Genomic DNA, 19,566 nt, shown 5'->3' on the forward strand with positions numbered 1-19,566 from the left:
GACCCGTATTCCGGAGACAGCTTTGCGATTGGTCTGAAAGCGGATGAACCTGCATCCGTTGGGATCGTGAAGCCCGGGAGACACCCCATGGCACTCATCACGGTTTCATCATCAGCCGCGCTGGTGAACGCAGTCAAGAACGCTGCCGACGGCGACGTCATTCAACTGGAAGGCGGAAATTACGGCAAGGTTTCGTTGAGCGGCATCCATTTCGCCAACGGCATCGCTATCACGTCGGCCGATGCGGATCATCCGGCAGTTCTGACCGGGTTGAAGGTCACGGGCAGTTCGGGGCTGGATTTCGATCATATCGAATTCGCGCTCGACCCGGCGGATAAATATTTTCCGATCACGGTCGGTTCCTCTTCGGATGTGCATTTTTCCAATCTCTACGTGCACGGCCTGATCGACGGGGACCCGTCCATCGAAGCCATGGCCATGATGATCCGCAACAGTTCCGATGTCAGCGTGACCGATTCAAAGTTTCAGGAACTGCATCACGCCGTCAATTTCCTCGACAGCGATCACATCACCATTTCGGGCAACAGCTTTCAGACGATCCGCAGTGATGGCGTTCGCGGGGGCGGGACCAGCGATCTGGTGATTTCCGACAATTATTTCACCGATTTCCATCCGGTCGGCGCCGATCATCCCGACGCCATCCAGCTATGGACGACGAATACGACCGAATCCACCCGCAACGTCACCATTACCGGCAATGTTATCGAACGTGGCGATGGCGGCATTATCCAGGGTATTTTCCTGCGTGACCAGAGCGGCGGCAATGTGCCCTATGAACATGTGACGATCAGCGACAATATCGTACTGGGCGGCATGTATAACGGGATTTCGGTCGGTAATACGAACGGGCTGATCATGACCGGCAACACTGTTGGCGCTTATGCCGATCAGAAGAGCTGGCTGCGGATCGAAAACAGCACGGCGGTTGAATTGACCGGCAATGCGGCATCGGCGTTCATCCTGAACAATGATGCCTTTATCGCCAATCACGGCAACAGCACGACCGGCGCGATCAGCGGCACCGGAGAAGCCGCGTTGAAAGCATGGCTCGACACGCATCCCAACCTGCTCGACGACCTGCCCCATGACCTGATCGAATATCATTACCCCGCATATGATGCCGGCAAGGTTGTTGCGGACATGGCAGCGGCCTGCGATCAAAATGTCATCGGGACTGACGGTGCGGACAGACTATATGTCGATAGCGCGGGCGCGACACACATCATGGGCGGCGCGGGAAATGACGTGCTGAACGGCGGTGCGGCGTCTTGTCTTCGTGCCAACCTGCTTGAAGGCGGCATGGGCGATGATATCTACGTCATCAACAACGCGCTCGATCATGTGGTTGAGGCTGCGGGCGCAGGAATCGACGAGGTACAGTCGCGGGTGGACTTCACGCTGGGCGAGAATGTTGAAAATCTGCGTCTGCAAGGCAGTGCGGTTTCGGGAACGGGTAACGGGCTCGCCAATGTCATTCGTGGAAATGATGCGGCTAATGTCCTGAAGGGTCTTGGTGGCGACGATCTCATCTATGGCGGCGGCGGAAATGACAGCATCGATGGCGGGACCGGGAATGACCGGCTCTATGGCGATGCTGGCAAGGACGTCATCCACAGCGGCGCCGGTGATGACCTGATCTACGGCGGGGATGGCGACGATATCCTCTATGGCGATGCGGGCAACGACCTGATCGAAGGCGGCATGGGCAGCGACCGTTTATATGGCGGAGCGGGGGTCGACCAGTTTTCCTATCGGCCCGAACATCTGCTTTCGGCGGGTGCGGGCATGGACATTATCGCTGATTTTTCATCCGCACAGGGCGACAAGATCCTGTTGGCCATGCTGGATGCTGATAGCCACACAGCGGCCAATGATAAATTCAGCTTCATCGGCACGGACCAGTTTACAGGCGAAGCAGGGCAATTGCGCTATGCCCTTGCGGGTGGCGATGCTTATGTCTGCGGCGATGTGAACGGTGATGGTATGGCAGACTTCACCATTTGCGTTGCAGGCGTTACCTCGCTCGGGTCAGGTGACTTCAGCCTGTAAGGCGAAAACAGACATATCCATTCCGGTTGGAACTCCGCAACATCGGTGGGGAGCCATGGGGTCCGCGTTTCGGCGCGGGCCTCTTTCTTTTCGTCGCAAATGACAGATGGCCGCGCGACCGAATGGGCCTTTGTAGCTTGTATGCGGCAGGGCGTTCGGTCGCGTTCGCGCTTGCAACAGACATGGGCTTATATTAGCGCAAGCGACCAGGCCCGCGATTTGGCGCAGGTGCAGTTCCTGATATGGGGTCGCCAGTAACAAAAGCCATGTCTGGGTCGGGGAGTAGTTCGTGAATTTACACTCTGCGGAACTGAGGGTTGCAGACAGTTACGATCCGCACGCGATAGCAGGCGGTAAACGCGAAGCCGTGATGCGCGCGGATGAGCGCATTCGCCTGTACCTCTATGCCGCGCTGTTCGTGACCGATCTGGTTGCTGTGTTTCTGGGCTTTGTCGGCGGCAATTACCTGCGGCATGGCACACATCTGAACATGGCGAATATGGCCGCTTCAGTGGCGCTTCTGCCCGTTTTCGCGGGTATTGCGATCAACAGCAACGCCTATGCCATCGAAACGCTGCGCGACACCATGCTGGGCGCGTCGCGCGCCATATTGTCGCTGCTGTTCGCGGCAGGCGCGCTAATTTTCTTCACTTTCTACATGAAGGCGACGCTGGAGCTGTCGCGCGCCGCATTCGGTGTAGGTGTGGGATTGAGCATCGCGACGATCTATCTTGGCCGGTCGATCTTCGTGCGTATCGTCCTGCGCAATTTCCGCGAAAGCCTGATCAACGAGATCATCATTGTCGATGACGTTCCCTTTGCCTCCAACGACCGTTTCAGCGTGGTCTATGAGGCTGCCTATCTGGGTATTTCGCCTGATGTTCAAAATCCGCTGATGCTGGACAAGCTTGGGCGGTTGATGCACAGCGCGGACCGGGTTGTCGTGGTCTGTTCGCCCGCGCGGCGCGAACAATGGACGCTGATCCTGCAAAGTGCGGGGGTGCATGGTGAATTGCAGGCCCCGGAAATGCGCCAGATCGGTGCAAGTGAAATTGGCTGGTTCGAAGGCGGTCCGACATTCAAGGTATCAGCAGGCGCGCTGAGCGTGCGTCACCGGCTGATGAAACGCCTGCTCGATTTGTTCATTACCGTCCCCGTTCTGGTGGCCCTGTCGCCGCTGATGCTGTTGACCGCGATCGCCATCAAGCTGGAAAGCCGCGGTCCGGTATTTTTCAAGCAGGAACGGCTGGGGCGCGGTAACCGGCTGTTTCTGGTGTATAAATTTCGCAGTATGCGTGTGGAGAAATGCGATGAGAATGGTCATCGCTCCACCGCCCGCGATGACGACCGGATCACGCGGGTCGGTCAGTTCATCCGTCGCACCAGCATCGATGAACTGCCGCAGTTATGGAATGTGCTGCGTGGAGAGATGAGCCTGGTCGGCCCGCGCCCACATGCGCTGGGTTCGCGGGCGGGCGGTGCGCTGTTCTGGGACGTGGATCGCCGCTATTGGTATCGTCATGCGACAAAGCCGGGGCTAACCGGCCTTGCGCAGGTGCGCGGCTATCGTGGATCGACCGATCATCATAGCGACCTGACCAATCGGCTCGATGCCGATCTGGAATATCTGTCTGGATGGACGCTGTGGCGTGACATTTCCATCATCGCGCTGACGGCGCGCGTCATCATGCACCGAAATGCATATTGATGGCCTTGCAATTCTGACCTGATTGACGGCTTTTTATTGGCACAGCGCAGACAGTGTCATGAGGGTCAGGTTCAGTGAGCAGTTTCTATGATTGGATATCCATCGCGATTTTCGCCGCGTTGATCGTGCTGTTCCTGCAGCGATCGACCGACGAAGGGCCAGAGATCGACAGCATCTGGCACTATCTGCCGCCCAGCATCGGCTGCGCAGTGGCAAATTACTTCGGCAATGAAGGACGCGATGCCTTGGCCATCGCCGTGCTGGGCGCGACGCTCGCCTATGTCTGGGTGGTGTTGAAACCCCTGTATCGGACGCCAAAGGGGTGAGGTGAGGGAAGTCGTGCCCGCTTTGGGCGGGAAAAGGCATAGCCAATAAGGAGGCATTGAATTTGTACTGGTTCAAATTCCTCAAAGGGAAGAAACCCGGACGCGATCACGATTTTGTCGAGGTCATCCCGGATGACGCTGTCTCGCCGTTTCGGGCATCCTCTCATCTGCGCCACAAGCGGATCAGCCACTTGCCACGGTTTCGGGGAAGCGCCCGCGATCAGCTTCACGAAAGCGGAGGAGGGCAATTTGCGGGCATGCGGCAGAAATTCCGACATGCCTTCACGCCATCCCAGCCGGTGATCCACAAGGACCGCTTCGCCGGTCGCGCCGATGCGCTGGGCAAGCTGATCAGGGGGATAGAGGACCAGCGGCTGCACCCGATCCTTTACGGCGACCGGGGTATCGGCAAGACGTCGTTGCTGCATATCCTGGCCGATACCGCGCGGGAGGCGGGCTATGCCGTGCTTTACCATAGCTGCGATGCGGATACGCATTTCGACGAAATGTTCCGTTCGGTGCTGGCGCAGATTCCGCAGCTTTATCATGGCGGCGTAACACCGACCCATGATCCCGTCGAAACCGGCGCCAGCCTGTTGGATATGGCGCCGCCAACGGCCACGCTTTCGCCACGCCACGTCACCGATCTGCTGGCTTCGGTCGTGGGGATAAGGGTCATCGTCCTGCTGGACGAATTCGACCGCGCCACGTCCAGCCAGTTTCGCCGGAGCGTGGCCGAACTGATCAAGAACCTGTCCGACCGATCCGCGCGGGTGCAATTGGTGGTGGCGGGCGTTGCGGCCAATTTTACCGAGTTGATCGAACATATCCCCTCCATCCGCCGCAATATCCTGAATTTGGAACTGCCGCGCATGACCGATGCCGAAATAGACGAAATGATGCAGATTGGCGCGCAGGCAAGCGGACTTGGCTTTGATGAAACGGCGTGCATGCATATTCGGACTATTGCCGATGGATCGCCCTATATCGCTGCGCTGTTGGCTCATCATGCCGGACTTGCCGCCATTGAGGAAGAGGTCGCTATGGTATCGCCCGGCCATGTGGCAATAGCGATTGAGGCGGCGTCTGATGAACTGGGGTCACATATCCGCAAACGCAATCTGGCGCAGGTCTGAATAGCGTCATCTTGTATTGGAAAGACGGCTGTGCAAAGGCGCGGCCTTTCGGGAAAGTGCGAGTGCCGGGATGACCTTCGCCAGCAGGCTGGAAGAATTCGACCGCGATATTGCGCTCATCGGCGACGATGGGGCAGTGCTTTCCTATGCCGATCTGGCGGCCCGCGCGGACGCATTCGCGGTGGAGCATCTGGCCTCACCTGGGACGGGCAAGCGGCTGGTGCTGCTGCAGATGCGCAACGATATAGTCAGTGTGGTCCGCTATCTGGGTGCGTTGCGGGCCGGATATGCGGTCCTGCTGACAGGCGATGATTTTACCGGCAAGGGCGAGCGATTGATCGAACGCTATCGCCCGGACATATGTATTTCCGCCTCTGGCAGCATAGCGCAGATGGCTGGCGCAGAACCTGTGCACCCCGATCTGGCGCTGTGCCTGTCCACATCGGGATCGACGGGAACGACCAAGCTGGTGCGGTTGTCGGCAGAGGCCATCGATGCGAATGCGCAATCGATCGCGGACTATCTGGACCTGCAACCGGGCGAACGGGCGATCACGACATTGCCGCTGCATTACAGCTATGGCCTGTCGGTGTTGCATTCGCATCTGACGTGCGGAGCCGCCGTCATCGTGACGGAACGGAGCCTGACAGATCCCGACTTCTGGGCGCTTTTTCAGCGTGAGGGCGCGACCGGCCTTGCCGGGGTGCCGCATAGTTTCGAACTGCTCGATACGCTGGGTTTTGCCGATATGGAACTGCCCAGCTTGCGCACGGTGATGCAGGCGGGCGGGCGGCTGTCGCCTGATGCGGTGCGGCGCTATGGAGCATGGGCGCTTGGCAGCGGCCGCCGCATGTTCGTCATGTACGGCCAGACCGAGGCCGCGCCGCGCATGGCCTATCTGCCGCCAGAGCGATTGCTGGAGCATGCGGATTGCATCGGTGTGCCGGTGCCGGGCGGGACATTTGCGCTGCTGGGTGAAGACGGGCGGACGCTTGTTGGCGACGGCGTGACTGGTGAGCTTGTTTATCGCGGTCCCAATGTGATGATGGGCTATGCCTTCGACCGGGGGGATTTGGCCAAGGGGCGGGAGGTCGAAGCACTGGCGACGGGTGATCTGGCGGAACGGCGTGGCGATCTTTATCGCATTGTCGGTCGCAAGAGCCGTTTCTGCAAGCCGTTTGGCTTGCGGATCGGCCTGGACGATGTGGAGGCCGCGTTGGCGCGCAAGGGCGTGACGGCAGTGGTCGCCGGCAATGACGATGTGATAGCCGTCGCCTGTCAGGGCAAGATGGATGGCGAAGCGATAGGGCAGGAACTGGCGCGGGAATTCGAACTGCCTGCGGCGCTATTCGATGTTGCTGTGATGTCGGCATTGCCGAGGCTTTCGTCGGGTAAAACCGATTATCACAGGGTTTTGCAAGCGGCATTGGCGCGGCGGCAGGCACGCATCCCTGTGGTTGAGGGCGAGAGTATTGCCGGGACATTTGGCGCGCTGCTTAACCGGCCAGAGGTTGCTGCCAGCGACAGTTTCGTGACTTTGGAGGGAGACAGCCTGTCCTATGTCGCGGTGGCGAGTGCGCTGGAGCAGCGATTGGGGTATTTGCCCGAAGGATGGGAAAATCTGACCGTGGCGCAAATCGATGCGCTGGCGCCCCGCACAGCAGCGACGAGACAGGGGCTGAAGCCCTATGATTCGGAAATGCTGCTTCGAGGGCTGGCTATCACGGGCGTAGTCGCCAATCATGCGAGCGTGGATACGGCTTGGCATGTGGCGGGCGGGGCGGATGTGTTGATGCTGCTTGTCGGTTTCAATCTGGCGCGGTTCAATTTCGGCAGGCTGATCGGTGGCCAGTCGTTCGATGTCCTGCTGTCCGTCATCAGGCGGATCATATTGCCCTATTGCCTTATCCTGTGGGCTTATGCCCTGTTTTACAAAGGCATTTCGGTCAGTTCCTTCCTGCTGGTCAGCAATTTCGAGGGGCGGTTTCAATCGTTCCTGACGCCCTATTGGTTCATGGAGGCGCTGTTCCAGTGCATGATCGTTCTGGCGCTGTTGTTCCGTCTGACAGCGGTTCGACAGGCAGCCGCATCCGATCCTTATATTTTCGGGCTATGGTTTTTGGGCGCTACGGTGGCGTTGAAGGCCGCAGCGTTTGCGATTTTCCATCATGACCGCCTGCAGAACATGACGCCGGATGCGGTATTGCCGCTTATCGCGTGCGGATGGCTGATTTTCTTTGCAAGGACGCCGGGGCGCAAGGTGCTGGCGCTGGTAGTCGCGCTCGGCTTTACGGCATTGCATGTTGCGGTTCCGGCGATGGGTGGCTGGGATTATGCGAGTGTCGGGCAATATCGGCTGATCTGGCTGCTGGCGGCAATCATCGCCCTGCTTTATGTGCCACGCATTTCCCTGCCGCCCCTGCTGGCCAAGGGGGTCAGTGCCGTTGCCGCCGCCAGTTTCACGATCTATCTGGTGCACGTCCTGCCAGTGCATGTGATGAAATTTCAGCTGCACGTGGATGATGCGCCGCTGATCGTTGCGGTAGCAATGGCGGCGGGAATGGCGGTTCACGCGATACGGCCACGCCGCCTGATTGGCAGGATGGCGGAGCGGATCAATATGCGCAAAGCCGCCATGGCGACGATCGATTGATGCGTTCCGGCTTCCTTGGTTTGAAAAGCGAAAGCGATCGTTTGCTGCGCCTTGATTCGCTGCGGTTTCTGGCTGCCGTTATGGTGGTGGTCTATCATTTTCGGAACCAGTGGACGTTCGCGTCGGGGCCGGGGTGGAAAATGACGCAGTTCGGCAACATGACCTTTGCGGTCGATCTGTTCTTCATCATTTCAGGGATCGTCATAACTTTCGTCTATGAAGACAGGCTGGATTATCGGTCCTTTCTGAAACGGCGATTCGCGCGGTTGGCGCCGCTGCACTACGCTACGTTCCTGTTCTATTTTCTGGCCGGATTTCTGGCGTTGCGGGCAGGATATGATTTCTGGGAACTGTGGAAATATCGGCCCGAATGCGCGCTGCCGCACTTGCTGTTTCTGAATGCCCACGGCCTTTGCGACAGCCATAGTTTCAATCATGTAAGCTGGTCCATCGGCGCGGAGATGACGGTTTATCTGTTGTTCCCGCTGTTGCTCAGGCTGATGGGCGTGCATCGCGCGCTGCCCGGCCTTGTGGCGCTGGGGTGCATCATGGTGCTGGGCATGGCGGAACCGTGGTTGCCCGGCGATCTGCCCTGGCACAGGCTGAGCCATGATCTGGGCATTGTGCGTGCCATTCCGGCTTTCCTGTTCGGGATGAGCCTGTGGGCCTATCGGCGCGAGTTGGGGCGGTTGCCCTTTGCAGATGCTTTTCTGGTCGGGTTGATGCTGTCGTTCGCAGGCGCTGTACTGACAGAGGCGGGGCGCGGAACGATGGTCGCGCTGACCTATGCCATTGCGGCGGTGGCGCTGGCAGCGGATCAGGGCGGCAAGAAGCGGAGTTTGCCCACGCTGATCGCGCCCTTGGGGATGCTGACCTATGGCATCTATATGCTGCACCCGCTGGTGCGGACTGTCGGATTTCCGGTGCTGACCGCGAGCGGGCTTGACGGGAATGCGGCGATTGCGATCTGCGGCCTGTTGGTCCTGCCGCTGGCCTATATGTCCTATTTCTGGTTCGAAAATCCGGCGCGGCGCTGGTTGTCCCATATTCGCTTGCGTCCCACCCCCGTTACGGCCTGATCTTCCCTTGCGCCGCGCGATGTTCTAGCAGGCGACTGCTGAAGCATCAGGGGAATATATGCAGGCTGGTACGCGCGCATTGCAGGTCGGGGTAATTGTGCCTGTATTCAACGAAGCGGATAATGTCGCTCCGTTACTGGAGCGGCTGGCCGAAGCGTTGCGCGATTATGTCTGGGAAGTGATTTTCGTCGATGACAGTTCTCCCGACGGATCGGCGGCGCGGGTGCGCGAATTCGCGCTGATGGACCCGCGCGTCCGGTGCGTGCAGCGGGTCGGACGGCGTGGATTATCGTCGGCGGTGGTCGAGGGCATGTTGGCAAGCGCCGCGCCCATTCTGGCGGTGGTCGATGGCGATATGCAGCATGATGAAAGCGTGTTGCCCCGGATGATCGCGAAAATCCTGTCGGATGAGGCCGATCTGGTCATCGGCACGCGCTATGCGGGCGAGGGGTCGATGGGTGATCTGGACGCCAAACGCGCATCCCTGTCGCGGGCGGCGACGTGGCTGACCAACACAGTGATCCGCACGCAGGTCAGCGATCCGATGAGCGGCTTTTTCGCGGTCAGCCGGAAAGCGTTCGAGGCGGCTTTGCCCAATCTTTCCAACGTCGGGTTCAAGATCATGCTCGACCTGCTGGCATCCGCGCCGCAACCGCTGAGGACCGCCGAAATCGCTTATACTTTCCGCCCGCGTGAGGCAGGGGAAAGCAAGCTGGACGCCAAGGTGGGACAGGAGTTTCTGGTCCTGCTGCTCGAAAAGATATTCGGGCATATCCTGCCGGTCCGGTTCCTGATGTTCGCTGCGGTCGGCAGTTTGGGCCTGCTGGTGCATCTGGCGGTGCTTGGCCTGACGCTGAACGTCGGCGGGCAGGATTTCCGTTATGCGCAAACGTTGGCGGTTGTCGTGGCGATGACGTTCAACTTCATCGTCAACAATGCGCTTACCTATCGGGATATGCAGCTTCGGGGTTGGCAATTCATCCGCGGCCTTGCGACCTTTTATGCGGTTTGCGCCGTTGGTGCGATCGGCAATGTCGGCGTGGGCGAAATCGTCTACGACAGCAGCCGCATGTGGGTGCTGGCCGGGATTGCGGGCGCGGCGATTGGCGTGGTGTGGAACTATGCCACATCATCGGTGCTGACCTGGAAACGGAAATGATCGCCCCGACCGGGCGTTTGCGAACTATCCTGATTTTCCTGATGGCGGCGTTGATCGCCATGGCGGTGCGCGGGGCCGGGATCGGTGACATCGTCGCGCATGGGGATGAGCAGTTTTACCTGCTGGTGGGCGACCGGATGCTGCACTGGGGGGCGATACCCTATGTCGACATATGGGATCGCAAGCCGATTGGCCTGTTCCTGCTCTATGCCGGGATCAGGATGCTCGGCGGTGATGGGATCGTGCAGTATCAGCTTGTGGCGATGCTGGCGGTCGCGCTGACCAGTGGTATCATGGCGGTGTGGATTGCGCGCTTTTCCGGATGGCCGGGGGCGGTCGCCGGGGTGATGCTGTATAACGGCCTGCTGGTCAGTCATCTGGGCTTTGGCGGGCAGGCGGAGGTTTTCCTTAACCTGCTGATCGTGGCGGCTGGTTGGGTGGCGCATGGGTTGCTGTTGTCCTCGCCCTCATTCCGGCGGCTGGCCGTGGTGGGCGGCGGCGCGATGTTGCTGTGCGGACTGGCGATGCAGGTGAAACCGACGGCGTTGCTGCCGGGCATCTTTATTGGGCTGGCGTTGGTTTGGCGGGCATGGCGGGCAAGGCTTGATTGGCGGAAAATTGCCGGATTGGGTGTGCTGTGGATCGGTATGGCGCTGTTGCCGACGCTGTTGGTCATCCTTACCTATTCGGGGCTTGGGCAGATCGACGCATGGCTGTTCGCCAATGTGCTTTCGATATTCGACAAGGCGCCTGACCAGCCGGGCGCGGTGGCGCGGCGGATTGCCGACACCATGCGTGAATTCGGGCGGCCTTTCGCCATTGTCAGCATCGTGGCGGCGGGGCAGTGCGTCGTCCGGCGCGACCTGTCATTATCGCGGTCGAGCCTGTTCCTGCTGGGATGGTTGGTGTCGGGCATCGCGGCCTTTGCCGTGCTGAGCGCAGCCTATCCGCATTATGCTTTGGTGATGGCGCCCATGGGTTGCCTGATCGCGGGCTATGCCGCGCGGCGCAACCTGGTCGGGTATCTGATGCTGGGTTATTGCCTGTATGTGTCGCTGAACAACATGGATATGTATGAGCAGCGGTTGCGGGACAATGCGGTTGCTGCCCCGCAGATACGGGATATGGCCAGAGCGATTGCGCCGCATGTGGGCAAGGACCGGTGCCTTTATGTCTATCATGGGCCGGTTGTGCTCTATACGCTGACGAAGGCGTGTATTCCGACAAGCTTTGCCTTTCCCAACCATCTGTCTATCAGCACCGAGGCGTCGGGGCTGGGCGTTGATACTGTTGCAGAGGTGCAGCGGATTCTGGCCGCGCGCCCCTCCGTCATCGTCGATGGTGCGTTCGGGTTTCATCGGCCCAACGTGAAAACGCAGCATCTGGTTCATGCGGCGCTGTTGCGGGATTATCGCCCGGTTGCGGTGGTGAAGGATGGCAAAGGCAGGACGACCGCGACGGCCTATGTCCTTCAGGCGGCCAGGGGCGCGAGCACGCGGTTCAAATAGGCGATGAGTTCGGCCGGGTCCGTCGTTGCCATGCGGGGGGTGGCAGTGCGAGCCGCGACAAGCGCGCTTTGCAATTCTTTGGTTGTGTTGGCGGACCAGATCAGGCCACGGGCGACAAAGGCGTCGGTGATTTCGGCCTGATGATTGTCATAATGTTCGCCCCGTTCGAACAGACGGGGCATGGAGATGACCCGGCATCCGGCACGCAAGGCCGTTATCAGCGATCCGCTGCCGCCATGGCAGATGACGATGTCGGCATCGCGGAGCAATTGCTGCACCTTTTTAAAGGGCAATGTCTCCACAACTGTCACGCCCTCCATCGGGCGAGGCTTCCGCGCGCCGGAACCGATTTGCAGCACAATATGTTCGGGGATATCACCCGACGTCTTCAATTCCAGGACGGTATCGACCAGCCGGTCAAAGGGCAGGGTCGCACCCACCGTGGCAAACAGAAGGGGTTGCTTTTCCGGGCGGTCCCCATCGAGCAGTTTGAGAGGGTCGAATGTATGCGTGCGCGGCCAGTAACCGGCCAGCGCTTTTGACTGAACGATGCGGTGATGGGCGAGTGGTGCAGCGATCCGGGCAAAGAGGGAGGGCCGTTCGAACCGGGCAAAGGAATCGATAAGGATGATCTGCGCGCCCATCAGCCGCGCCCAGAACATAGCGAAAAACATTGCGCCTGCGCCGGTGGTGATCAGAACCGTGGGACGCTCCCGCAGAATGATGGCCGCCGACCGCACGCAATTGCGAAGGGCGTTCCAGGCCATGCGGAAGGGCGCGCCCAGCCGGGCCTGACCGACGGCGACATGGGGCACGAAGAGACAGCGATGCTGTTCAGCCAGACTTTTGCCCAACGCGGTGTCCTCGGTAACGAAAAAAGCGTCGCGGTCGCGCCAGACCGGCTCCAGGTCGAGGAGTTGGCGAACATGCCCGCCGCCTGATCCAGCCAGGCAGATTTTAGAGGCGCCATGCATCATTCGGTAACCTTCGCATCCTCGCCAAGCGTTGTTTCAATCCCTTCACTTAGCACAACTATCGTCTCTGTCCTGCACCATTCTGGTCATCCATCCGGCGCGGAAGTCGCCAATCTGGCTGATGTCGTCGCTGCTTTTAGCACCAGCTTCGGCCATAGGGGGAAGTGTCGGAACGTAATTGGTCAGGATGGCGATGAATAGAAACAGTTTGCGGTTTTGCGTGTCGAGCGTGACGGCGGCGCTTGCGATGCTCAGCCTTTCTGCATGCGGACGGGATTCGGCGCATTCCACTCCAAAGGGCCAGGTGATTGCCACGGTCGATGGAATCGAGATCACCCAGCGTGATCTTGCCGCCGAAATGGACATGGTTGGCGGGGCTACGCAGGGGGCAGCATTGCAGCAGATCGTGATCCGCAAGATACTGGCCAGGGAAGCACGAGCGCGCGAACTGGACGATAGCGCCGATTTCGGATTGCTGAAACTTCGTGGAGAGGAATCGGTGCTTGAAAGCCTGCTCCAACGAGCGATGACCCGCAACCTGCCCGATCCCGCGCCTGCCGATGCCCAGCGTTATGTGTCGGATCATCCCGACCTGTTCGGGCAGCGCAAGATTTTTGACGTCGAACAGATCCGTATCAATCAGGCGGCCGGTTCGGACCTTGTCGAAAAAGTAAAGCCGCTTGTAACGCTGGATGAGGTTCAGACGCTGCTGGATCGAGAGGGCGTAAAATATCAACGCGGCAGTGGCACGCTGGACGCCCTTCAGGCTTCGCCCGATATGGTGAAGCAGATATTGGCGCTGCCGCCGGGGGAGATATTCATTCTGCCCATGGGTGGCGATATGTTGGTCAACCGGATCGATGCCGTGCGAACCGTGCCGGTAGGCGATGAGGCCGCCCGAAAATTCGCACTGGCTTACCTGAAGCAGAAGGGGGTTGCCGATACGCTGAAAAATCAGCTTGCGGAAATCATGAAGAAGAACAAGGACAAGATCCACTATCAGAAGGGCTATGGCCCGAAGGTGGCGGAGACAGGTGAGAAGACTGCCCGATCCGGCACCTGAGTTTAAAGCGGGGTATGGTGACCGGCAAGATATTGAAGATCGGCCTGCTCTGGCATAGCGGTAAATCCGGCAATCTGGGCGTCGGCGCGCTGACCCTCGCCAACATGGCGATTGCGCGGCAGGTGACGGAAGAGCTGGGATTCGAGCCACAATTCACCATCATCGGCGTGGCGGATCGGGGCAGGGCCTATATCGGGCCGTCCGACGCCAGCCTGTATGACGTCAACAGCCGCCAGTTGATCGATCCGCGAGAGACACTGGCTGTCATCGGCGCACAGCATTGCATTTTGGACATCGGCGCCGGCGACAGTTTTGCCGATATTTACGGATTCAAGCGGTTCCTGTTCCTGTGGCTGAGCAAGATGATGGCGGTGGCGCGTGGCGTGCCATTGCTGTTGTCGCCCCAGACCATCGGGCCATTCACAAAACAGCCCTACAGGTGGATGGCGAAGCTGGCGATGGAGCGGGCGGACGCCGTGGTGGCGCGGGATCATCAGTCCTTTGACGTGCTGAAAACCATTGCGCCGCGTGCCCGTGCCGTTCAGTCGGTCGATGTCGCCTTTGCGTTGCCCTTCGTGGATCGGTCGGCAGAGCGCGGGGGCGCCAAGTTGCGCATTGGCTTGAACGTGTCGGGGCTGCTGCTGAACGAGGCCGAAAGCGGTCGCAACCGATTTGGGCTGGAGGCGGATTATGCGCGGCTGATGCGGGATTTTGCCGGGGCGATGGCGGCGCGGGAGGATGTGGAGCTGCACCTTGTTTCCCATGCGACATCCGATCGGGATTCAGGTGATGATGACGGGCAGGCGGCGGATCGGTTTGCAGCGGAATTTCCGGGGGCAATTCGAGTGCCGGACTTTGCCGGACCGCAGCAAGCGAAGAGTTATATTTCCAGCCTCGATTTTCTGGTTGCGGGACGGATGCACGCCTGCATTGCAGCCTTTTCGTCGGGAACTCCGGTGGTGCCGATCGCTTACAGCCGCAAGTTCAGCGGGCTGTTCGGGACGCTGGGTTATGATTTCATGCTGCCGGTGACGGGCATGGGGACGGATGCGGCCCTGGCGTTTCTGATAGAGGGGTTGGAACGGCGAGAGGCCATGCGGGCGGCGATGGCGGCGGGGATGGAAAAGATAGAGGCATTGCTGGACAATTACCGCGCGGAACTGCGTGTGCAATTGGCGGTGGCGGGGGAGCTGGCGGCGTTATGACAGGATCGCCGACGGTCGAGCGGGTGATGCGCGATGATTTGTGCGCTGGATGCGGTTTGTGCGCGGCGGTGTCGGATGGCGCAATCGTGATGGCGGTGGAACGCCCCGGCTATAATCGGCCCCGGATTGTGGGTGAGCTTAGCGAGACGGCAGAGGCTGTCATTGCGCAATGCTGTCCCGGCAGCATGATAGCGCCGTGGCGGGACGACCTGCCGCCATCGCCCTATTGGGGGCCATCGGCGGCGATACTGACGGGGCATGCCTGTGACGAGGCCGTTCACTATGCGGGATCGTCGGGCGGAGCATTGACGGCGTTGCTGCTGTTTGCGCTGGAAAGCGGAACGGTGGACCGGGTCGTTCAGATCAACGCAGACTCCGAATTTCCGACACGCAACCGTATCGCGATTTCGCGCACGGCGGATGAAGTGATCGCGGCGGCGGGATCGCGTTATGCCGCATCCACGCCTCTTGCCTCCATTATAGAGGAACTGGAAAAGGGCGGGCGGTTCGCCTTTGTGGGGAAGCCCTGCGATGTATCGGCGTTGCGGCAACTGGCGAAGGTGGACGCGCGGGTGGACGCCCATGTGCCGCTGAAACTGTCCTTTTTCTGCGGCGGGATTCCCAGCCATGCGGGGGCCGACCGTATCCTTGCTGAAATGGGATTGGAAGGCGCGGCATTGGCGGAATTCCGGTATCGCGGCAACGGCTGGCCGGGACTTGCGGTTGCGCGAACGACGGACGGGCGCAGTGCGCAAATGAGCTATGCACGAAGCTGGGGCGATCATTTGTCCAAAGAGGTGCAGTTCCGTTGCAAAATATGTCCCGACGCGGTTGGCGGAGCGGCGGACATTGCCTGCGCGGATGCCTGGTATGGCGGCGAAAGCGGCTATCCGCAGTTTGAGGAACAGGACGGGCGCAGCCTGATCATGGTTCGCTCCACTCTGGCGCGAACCTTTCTGGACAAAGCGGTCGCTACCGGGCGAATGAGGGTGGAGACGCTCAGCGAGGAGGAGATCGTCCTGATGCAGCCCGCACAGGCCCGGCGTAAACGGTTGGTGAAGGCGCGCTTTGCCGCGATGCGGCTGGCGGGGCGCAGGCCGCCTGTGGCCAGGGGGTTGCTGATTGATGAAGCGTCCAGACTGGCGCGGCTGGGAGAGAAGTTGAGGAATTTTGCCGGGACATTCCGGCGGGTGATTTCGACGACTCCCTGAATTTGCAGATGAATATGGGATTTTTGAATGGCGATTTCGGGCCAGGGATGCCTGCGCGCTTCGCGGCTGGGCATCGTCGCCATGATATGTGGAATAGTGCCGCCCGTGCTGGCGCAGGAGGAACGGTCTTTGGACGTGCAGTTGAGCGGGACCGCGACCTATGACAGCAATGCTGCGCGGTCGGGAAAGGCACAGGCTGCGGCGCGCGGGCTGGTGCAGGAAGAGGGGGAGTTCCGGCCTTCGGTCAGCGCAGCGCTGGTCCTGCCGTTCGACCAGCACGGTTTTTTCCTGGATGCGCAGGCAGGATATGAATTTCACACGCGCAACAAGCGGCTGGAAAGCGAGCGGATCGCTGTTGCCGGTGGCGTGCGTTTGCATATGGCGGGGTGCACCATTGATCCGGGCGTCAGCTACAGGCGGCGGCTGAGCGATGTTGAGGATGATTTTTCCAACACGGTCGGCAATGTCGAAGAGGTGACTGGAGCCAGCGGGACGCTGCGCTGCAAACGCGCGATAGGCTTTTCGCCGGTGGCGTCGGCTTCCTGGACGCGATCGCGCAACCGGCTTGCGGTGCGGCGGCGGTCGGATCTGAACAGCTTCACGGTTTCCGCAGGAATGGCCTATGCGCAGCCGTCGATTGGCAGGTTGTCGCTATTCGCAAGCCTGACGGATTCCCGATATCCCAACAGGCAATTTGATACCGGTGCGAGGCTGGTGACAGACGGCATTCGCAATATTGCCGCCACCGTGCAGTTGGAGCGGCGGATCGGCACAAAATTGCAGGGCAGCATTTCGGCGGGATATGTCATTGTCGATCCCGACCTGGCAAGCGTGCGATCTTTCAAGGGTGCAAGCTATGGCGCGGATATTCGCTTCATGCCGGGGGGACGAGCCAGTTTCACATTGGCGGCGGCGCGAACGGTCGAGGCGTCCAACCGGCTGGATGTCAGCTATTACCGGCAGGACGAGGTGAAGCTGGGCATGCACTATGTTGTCAGCCCCCTGATCGGGGCTGATCTGCGCGCGTCGTGGCGGTCCCGGCATTTCGCGGCGACGCCCGCGATCACCGGGCTGACCCCGCCGCAGACGGACCGGAATTATGCGGCAGGCGGCGGCTTTTCCTATGCGATGAACCGGCGGATAAATGTGCGACTGGACGCCGATTATCAGCGCCGCAACGCCGCGATCGATCTGTTCGATTATGACGGCCTGCGCGTGGGGCTGTCCGTGAATTACGGGATGTGAGGGGCAGTTGATGCGATTTTATCGATGGATATGGGGTGTGATCCTTGGGCTATCGGCGGTGGGCATGCCGTTGGCAGCGCAGGATAATGATCCCCTGGCGGCTACCGGCGTAACCGACAGCGGTTATGTCATTGGCGTTGATGATGTCATTGAAGTCTCGCTGGTCGGCGTGCCCGACTATCGAACGCGGGTGAAGGTGCAGGCTGACGGCAGGGTGCAGCTTCCCTATGTTGAAAGTGTGTCGGCAGCGGACAAGACATCGCTTGCTCTCAGCCGGGAAATCGCGCGGCGGCTGGCGAGTGGCGGCTATTATGTAAAGCCGCAGGTCATCGTCGATATTGTGTCCTATGCCAGCCGCTATGTGACGGTGTTGGGCGCTGTCGCCAATCCGGGGCTGGTGCCGGTGGACCGGGATTATCGCCTGTCGGAGATACTGGCGCGTGTTGGCGGCACGCGGGCCGATGGCGCAGATCATGTGAAGCTGCGGCGCGAAACTGGCGCAGAAATGGTGCTGGACCTCACCACGCTGGCTACCGGCGGCGAGAGCACCGATCCGCAGGTCGCGCCCGGTGACAAGATCTATGTTCCCGAGGCGGAGCAATTCTTCATTTATGGACAGGTCAATGCGCCCGGCGTTTATCGCGTCGTGAGCGGGATGACCGTGCGGCAGGCGCTAGCGCGCGGTGGCGGGCTGACCCAGCTTGGCACCGAAAGACGTGTGAAGATTTTCCGCAATGGGGCGGAGGTCAAGGGTGCGGGACTGGAAAGCGCGGTCACGCCCGAAGACGTGGTCGTCGTGGGCGAACGGTATTTCTGAGAGGCACGACATGAGTATCCAGCAATTCTTCGCCATATTATGGGCGCGTCGGGCCTTTGTTTTCGTGACGCTGGCAGGTGCGTTGACGAGCGCGCTGTTTGTCGCGTTCCTGTTGCCGCCGCGTTATGAAGCGACATCGCGGGTCATGCTGAATTTCATCAAGCCCGATCCGGTGACGGGCGAAGTCATTTCATCCAGTTTCGCGCGCACCTATACCAAGACGCAAAGCGAACTGATCCGGGATTATCGGGTTGCGGGGCAGGTGGTGGACAGGTTGGGCATGGGTGGCGATCCCGTGCTACAGGCGCAATTTGCCAGACTGCCGCCAGAGCAACGCACAGACTTTCGTCGCTGGCTGGCGGATTCAATCATAGCGCGAACCAATGCCGATCTGGTGCCCGGCACCAATATATTGGAGATTTCCTACCGTTCGACCAATGCGCAAATCGCAGGGATCGTCGCTGATGCGTTGCGGGAGGCCTATATCGATTCCAGCCTTGCCGACCGGCGTGAGGAGGCGCAGCGCAACGCCAACTGGTTCGAGCGTCAGGCCCAGGACATTCAGGCGAAACTGGAACAAGCGGAAAAGGCCAAGGCGGCGTTCGAAAAGAAGCACGACATCGTGTTGCAGGACGATAATAGCGACATCGACAGCATACGTCTGGCCGCGCTGGCCGGGGCGAGCGCGCCGGTTATTCCAGCTTTGTCGCCGGTCATGCCGGTTTCTTCGGCAGCGGTCGCGCAACTGGCGCAGGTCGATGCAGCCATTGCGCAGGCGCGCGAGCGGCTGGGCCCCAGTCATCCCCAGATGCAGGCGTTGCGCGAACAGCGCCAGATCATCGAGGCGCAGGTCGCACGTGACAGGGCCGCCGCCAGCGCGGTCAATGCCGCAGCGGCCCGAGCGGCGGGGGCGGGCGCCGCGACCATCCGCCGGGAAGTGGCGGAACAGCGATCAAAGGTGATTGGTCAGCGCGACCAGTTGGGAACGCTACGCAAGCTGAAGGATGGCGTTGACCTGCAACGGGCTCAACTGGGCAAGATCAACGAACGAGTTGGTGAATTACGGCAAGAGGCCGAGGCGGGGCAGAGCGGCCTGACGACGTTGGGCAATGCAGTCACGCCGTCTGCCCCCTATTTTCCCAACAAGCCGCTGATCCTGTTGGGCGCGGGGATATTTGGCATTGTCATTGGCGCATTGTCGGGACTGTTGCTGGAATTGCTGGGCCGAAAGGTGCGCAGCGAAGGCGATGTCATCAATGGGTTCGATATGCCGTTGCTCGCCGTGATGCCGGGGCCGGACGATGGCATACAGCAGGGACTGATAGGACGGGTGCGGGAATTTCTGCTGCCACGATATGGGACTGTCAGGTGATGGAACGTTTGCGCAAGGTGTCTCGATTTCGCTCGACACG

Annotated in this window: 15 protein-coding genes; 14 read left to right on the forward strand and 1 reads right to left on the reverse strand. The window is 60.2% G+C overall.

The window, feature by feature from the left end:
- Nucleotides 1-87 precede the first annotated feature (87 nt).
- The 8 genes from L3X40_RS11710 to L3X40_RS11745 all read left to right on the forward strand — a co-directional run bounded on the left by L3X40_RS11710 (nucleotide 88) and on the right by L3X40_RS11745 (nucleotide 11,639).
- Complete coding sequence (locus L3X40_RS11710) at nucleotides 88-2,070, forward strand: right-handed parallel beta-helix repeat-containing protein (protein ID WP_237365825.1); 1,983 nt, start codon at nucleotides 88-90, stop codon at nucleotides 2,068-2,070.
- Between the two features lie 289 nt (nucleotides 2,071-2,359).
- Nucleotides 2,360-3,778 (forward strand): exopolysaccharide biosynthesis polyprenyl glycosylphosphotransferase, encoded by a 1,419-nt coding sequence (locus tag L3X40_RS11715; protein ID WP_237365826.1) that lies wholly within the window; start codon nucleotides 2,360-2,362, stop codon nucleotides 3,776-3,778.
- A 74-nt stretch (nucleotides 3,779-3,852) separates the two neighbouring features.
- A complete protein-coding gene (locus L3X40_RS11720) occupies nucleotides 3,853-4,104 on the forward strand; it encodes an XrtV sorting system accessory protein (RefSeq protein ID WP_237365827.1) in 252 nt (83 codons plus the stop codon).
- A gap of 62 nt (nucleotides 4,105-4,166) precedes the next feature.
- Nucleotides 4,167-5,240, forward strand: a complete 1,074-nt coding sequence (locus tag L3X40_RS11725) for an ATP-binding protein (protein ID WP_237365828.1) — start codon at nucleotides 4,167-4,169, stop codon at nucleotides 5,238-5,240.
- Nucleotides 5,241-5,310: 70 nt separating this feature from the next.
- Nucleotides 5,311-7,893 carry an AMP-binding protein gene (locus L3X40_RS11730; protein WP_237365829.1) on the forward strand — a complete coding sequence of 861 codons (2,583 nt, stop codon included), beginning with the start codon at nucleotides 5,311-5,313 and terminating at the stop codon, nucleotides 7,891-7,893.
- The gene (locus L3X40_RS11735; protein ID WP_237365830.1) at nucleotides 7,893-8,972 is read left to right on the forward strand and encodes an acyltransferase family protein; all 1,080 of its coding nucleotides are present in this window, start codon (nucleotides 7,893-7,895) and stop codon (nucleotides 8,970-8,972) included. Before L3X40_RS11730 ends, L3X40_RS11735 begins: the two co-directional genes overlap by 1 nt.
- A gap of 58 nt (nucleotides 8,973-9,030) precedes the next feature.
- Complete coding sequence (locus tag L3X40_RS11740; protein WP_237365831.1) at nucleotides 9,031-10,131, forward strand: glycosyltransferase family 2 protein; 1,101 nt, start codon at nucleotides 9,031-9,033, stop codon at nucleotides 10,129-10,131.
- Nucleotides 10,128-11,639: a hypothetical protein gene (locus tag L3X40_RS11745; RefSeq protein ID WP_237365832.1), complete on the forward strand. Its 1,512-nt coding sequence runs from the start codon at nucleotides 10,128-10,130 to the stop codon at nucleotides 11,637-11,639. The genes L3X40_RS11740 and L3X40_RS11745 overlap by 4 nt, the downstream gene beginning before the upstream one ends.
- Here L3X40_RS11745 and welK read toward each other — a convergent pair.
- Complete coding sequence (welK, locus tag L3X40_RS11750) at nucleotides 11,603-12,616, reverse strand: beta-1,4-glucuronosyltransferase WelK (RefSeq protein WP_237365833.1); 1,014 nt, start codon at nucleotides 12,614-12,616, stop codon at nucleotides 11,603-11,605. The genes L3X40_RS11745 and welK overlap by 37 nt on opposite strands.
- Before the next feature lie 190 nt (nucleotides 12,617-12,806).
- Between welK and L3X40_RS11755 the strand changes: the two genes are divergently transcribed.
- Genes L3X40_RS11755 through L3X40_RS11780 form a run of 6 tightly spaced genes read left to right on the forward strand, consistent with a single transcriptional unit; the run spans nucleotide 12,807 to nucleotide 19,526 of the window.
- On the forward strand, nucleotides 12,807-13,676 hold the full coding sequence (locus L3X40_RS11755; RefSeq protein WP_237365834.1) for a peptidyl-prolyl cis-trans isomerase: 870 nt from the start codon (nucleotides 12,807-12,809) through the stop codon (nucleotides 13,674-13,676).
- A 14-nt stretch (nucleotides 13,677-13,690) separates the two neighbouring features.
- Nucleotides 13,691-14,881 (forward strand): polysaccharide pyruvyl transferase family protein, encoded by a 1,191-nt coding sequence (locus tag L3X40_RS11760; protein ID WP_237365835.1) that lies wholly within the window; start codon nucleotides 13,691-13,693, stop codon nucleotides 14,879-14,881.
- Nucleotides 14,878-16,092: a Coenzyme F420 hydrogenase/dehydrogenase, beta subunit C-terminal domain gene (locus L3X40_RS11765; protein ID WP_237365836.1), complete on the forward strand. Its 1,215-nt coding sequence runs from the start codon at nucleotides 14,878-14,880 to the stop codon at nucleotides 16,090-16,092. The genes L3X40_RS11760 and L3X40_RS11765 overlap by 4 nt, the downstream gene beginning before the upstream one ends.
- A gap of 27 nt (nucleotides 16,093-16,119) precedes the next feature.
- Nucleotides 16,120-17,337 (forward strand): outer membrane beta-barrel protein, encoded by a 1,218-nt coding sequence (locus L3X40_RS11770; protein WP_237365837.1) that lies wholly within the window; start codon nucleotides 16,120-16,122, stop codon nucleotides 17,335-17,337.
- A 10-nt stretch (nucleotides 17,338-17,347) separates the two neighbouring features.
- Nucleotides 17,348-18,154: an SLBB domain-containing protein gene (locus L3X40_RS11775; RefSeq protein ID WP_237365838.1), complete on the forward strand. Its 807-nt coding sequence runs from the start codon at nucleotides 17,348-17,350 to the stop codon at nucleotides 18,152-18,154.
- Nucleotides 18,155-18,164: 10 nt separating this feature from the next.
- Nucleotides 18,165-19,526, forward strand: coding sequence for a Wzz/FepE/Etk N-terminal domain-containing protein (locus L3X40_RS11780; RefSeq protein WP_237365839.1), 1,362 nt, complete (start codon nucleotides 18,165-18,167; stop codon nucleotides 19,524-19,526).
- Nucleotides 19,527-19,566 lie beyond the last annotated feature (40 nt).

It is taken from the genome of Rhizorhapis sp. SPR117 (assembly GCF_021742065.1).

What these genes read in the sequence shown, in the direction of transcription:
- L3X40_RS11710 (WP_237365825.1), top strand. Translation starts at nt 88, where the DNA reads ATGGCACTCATCACGGTTTCATCATCAGCCGCGCTGGTGAACGCAGTC.
- L3X40_RS11730 (WP_237365829.1), top strand. Translation starts at nt 5,311, where the DNA reads ATGACCTTCGCCAGCAGGCTGGAAGAATTCGACCGCGATATTGCGCTC.
- L3X40_RS11735 (WP_237365830.1), top strand. Translation starts at nt 7,893, where the DNA reads ATGCGTTCCGGCTTCCTTGGTTTGAAAAGCGAAAGCGATCGTTTGCTG.
- L3X40_RS11740 (WP_237365831.1), top strand. Translation starts at nt 9,031, where the DNA reads ATGCAGGCTGGTACGCGCGCATTGCAGGTCGGGGTAATTGTGCCTGTA.
- L3X40_RS11745 (WP_237365832.1), top strand. Translation starts at nt 10,128, where the DNA reads ATGATCGCCCCGACCGGGCGTTTGCGAACTATCCTGATTTTCCTGATG.
- welK (WP_237365833.1), bottom strand. Translation starts at nt 12,616, where the DNA reads ATGATGCATGGCGCCTCTAAAATCTGCCTGGCTGGATCAGGCGGCGGG.
- L3X40_RS11755 (WP_237365834.1), top strand. Translation starts at nt 12,807, where the DNA reads ATGAATAGAAACAGTTTGCGGTTTTGCGTGTCGAGCGTGACGGCGGCG.
- L3X40_RS11760 (WP_237365835.1), top strand. Translation starts at nt 13,691, where the DNA reads ATGGTGACCGGCAAGATATTGAAGATCGGCCTGCTCTGGCATAGCGGT.
- L3X40_RS11765 (WP_237365836.1), top strand. Translation starts at nt 14,878, where the DNA reads ATGACAGGATCGCCGACGGTCGAGCGGGTGATGCGCGATGATTTGTGC.
- L3X40_RS11770 (WP_237365837.1), top strand. Translation starts at nt 16,120, where the DNA reads ATGGCGATTTCGGGCCAGGGATGCCTGCGCGCTTCGCGGCTGGGCATC.
- L3X40_RS11775 (WP_237365838.1), top strand. Translation starts at nt 17,348, where the DNA reads ATGCGATTTTATCGATGGATATGGGGTGTGATCCTTGGGCTATCGGCG.
- L3X40_RS11780 (WP_237365839.1), top strand. Translation starts at nt 18,165, where the DNA reads ATGAGTATCCAGCAATTCTTCGCCATATTATGGGCGCGTCGGGCCTTT.